This window comes from Propionispora vibrioides, assembly GCF_900110485.1.
Lineage (GTDB): Bacteria > Bacillota > Negativicutes > Propionisporales > Propionisporaceae > Propionispora > Propionispora vibrioides.
Window position 1 is genome coordinate 1 of record NZ_FODY01000058.1, and the last position, 1765, is coordinate 1765.

A 1765-nucleotide genomic window follows, 5' to 3' on the forward strand; every position below is an offset into this window, starting at 1 on the left:
ACCTGGATGGTCTGGCCGGTGGACGTGCCGAAAATCTCCACCTCCGGGATATTGGTCTGGATGCCGGCCCAGGTCTGGATCGGCGTGCCGTTGGTCCGTTCAAGCTGCACGCCTAAGCCAATATCGCCGGTTGTCTGGTATAGCCCCAGCCCGGCACCGGACCAGAGCGTCTCCGACTGAGCCGGCAAGTGACGGTCAATCCGCGTTATATCCATATCGCTAAGCCCGCTAAACAAATTCATCGGATCATTGGGCAACTGCCCGGTAGTGACCCCCAGCTTGTTCAGCGGCCATAGCTGGGCATAATCCACATCCTGCAGACATTCCCGGGCAGTCAGCAAGGCAGGAGTCAGCAGATCAATTCCCACATGTTCATCCTTGGCCGGGTCGGCGCTATAGCGGACCTGTCCCACCGGGTCCTGCTCGGTAAGAAGATTTATGACATTGCTAAAAGACCAGGCGGCAAAGGTACCGGCAATCGCCTTGGCCTGCTCGGCCCGCTGCAGCAAAGTTCCTCCGCTTAGCTTTATCGTGCCGCCTGTGGGCAAATAGATGGTATTGCCGGCCAGCAGTTGCTCTTCAGCGTACATTTTTAATTGCCGGAGCATACCGGGCCCCTCCTCCGACAGCGTGGGCAAGGCAATCCCGGTGTCGAGAAAATACATACCTGACATCATCTGTACCAGAGCGCCGCCTAAGGAGTGGCCTGCCAGAGAAATCCCATAACCTTGACTGCCATATTGCTTTTGTAGGTCACTGAGAATATTGCGAAACGCCTTATACCCTTCTTGTACCTGATTCGGAATAACTCCCAGCCCGATTTCCAGATCGGTTAACCCATCTTTGCTTAATACCCATGGACTAAATGTGCTGTTTGCTACCGTTCCTTCAACGGTAATGGCTATTTGTTTATCAACCTCATTGATATAGACACTGCTGTCATAGCCGCTGGTTGTTTCAATAAAGCTAACCCGCTTCCATTTTGCCGAAACCACTGCATTGGTATTTTTATTTTCCGTATAAATCAGCCAGGACAAATCCCCCACCGAAGCGCCACTGACCGTATAGCTATTAGCGATGACCTTGCCTGGCCCGGCCTTGATACAACCCGGCTGCTCCGGAAAAACCGGCGGTGCCGTCATAGTGGGAAGCGCGTTAAAGACGTTAATAGCTGTATCGGCAACCAACTGTACCGTATTCTGAAGCACATTTTTTATATCGGTTACAGTATCGGGCTGCCTTCCTAACAAAGCGATTTCCCCATCGGTTACTAGCTGCCGGACGGTCTCCACCGGCCCCTGCGCCACAACCTTGGCAGTCTGATCGACAACAAGCTGCCCCACATGGTCAGCTAGGGCTTTCAGATTGACCGTTAGATCCTGAAAAAACATTTTCCCATTACCCACAAATTCCACCTCGTTTCCTTATTGTTTATTCGGGATCTGTTCTGCCCTATCCGGGTCCTCCCGGATTCTAAAAAAAGCGGCTTACATTAAGCCGCTTTTTAATCCTGTTGCTATACCTTGACAAACTGTTTGTCTTTAACCGTATACATGCCGTCGTTGAAGGCGAATTGGCTCACCCGGTCGCCGCTGGCAAACCAGTTGTCCAGTACCAGCTCGTTCGTCTTGGTCGTGCCTGTCTGCCGGTAATCAATCACCAGACTGTCACCGCTTTGCTGCAGGCTGTACTCACTGGCATTGAAAATATTGGTGAACTTTACCGTATCAGTACAGTTGCTGCTGACAATGTGATCGTTGCCAAA

Annotated in this window: 2 protein-coding genes; both read right to left on the reverse strand. The window is 51.8% G+C overall.

The features are described 5' to 3' along the window. The coding region (locus BMW43_RS20825; protein ID WP_143050685.1) for an alpha/beta hydrolase family protein at positions 1-1406 on the reverse strand (1406 nt) is incomplete at its 3' end. Positions 1407-1516: 110 nt separating this feature from the next. Beyond that, positions 1517-1765, reverse strand: a 249-nt coding sequence (locus BMW43_RS21315; RefSeq protein WP_177173710.1) for a hypothetical protein, incomplete at its 5' end; no start/stop codon positions are given.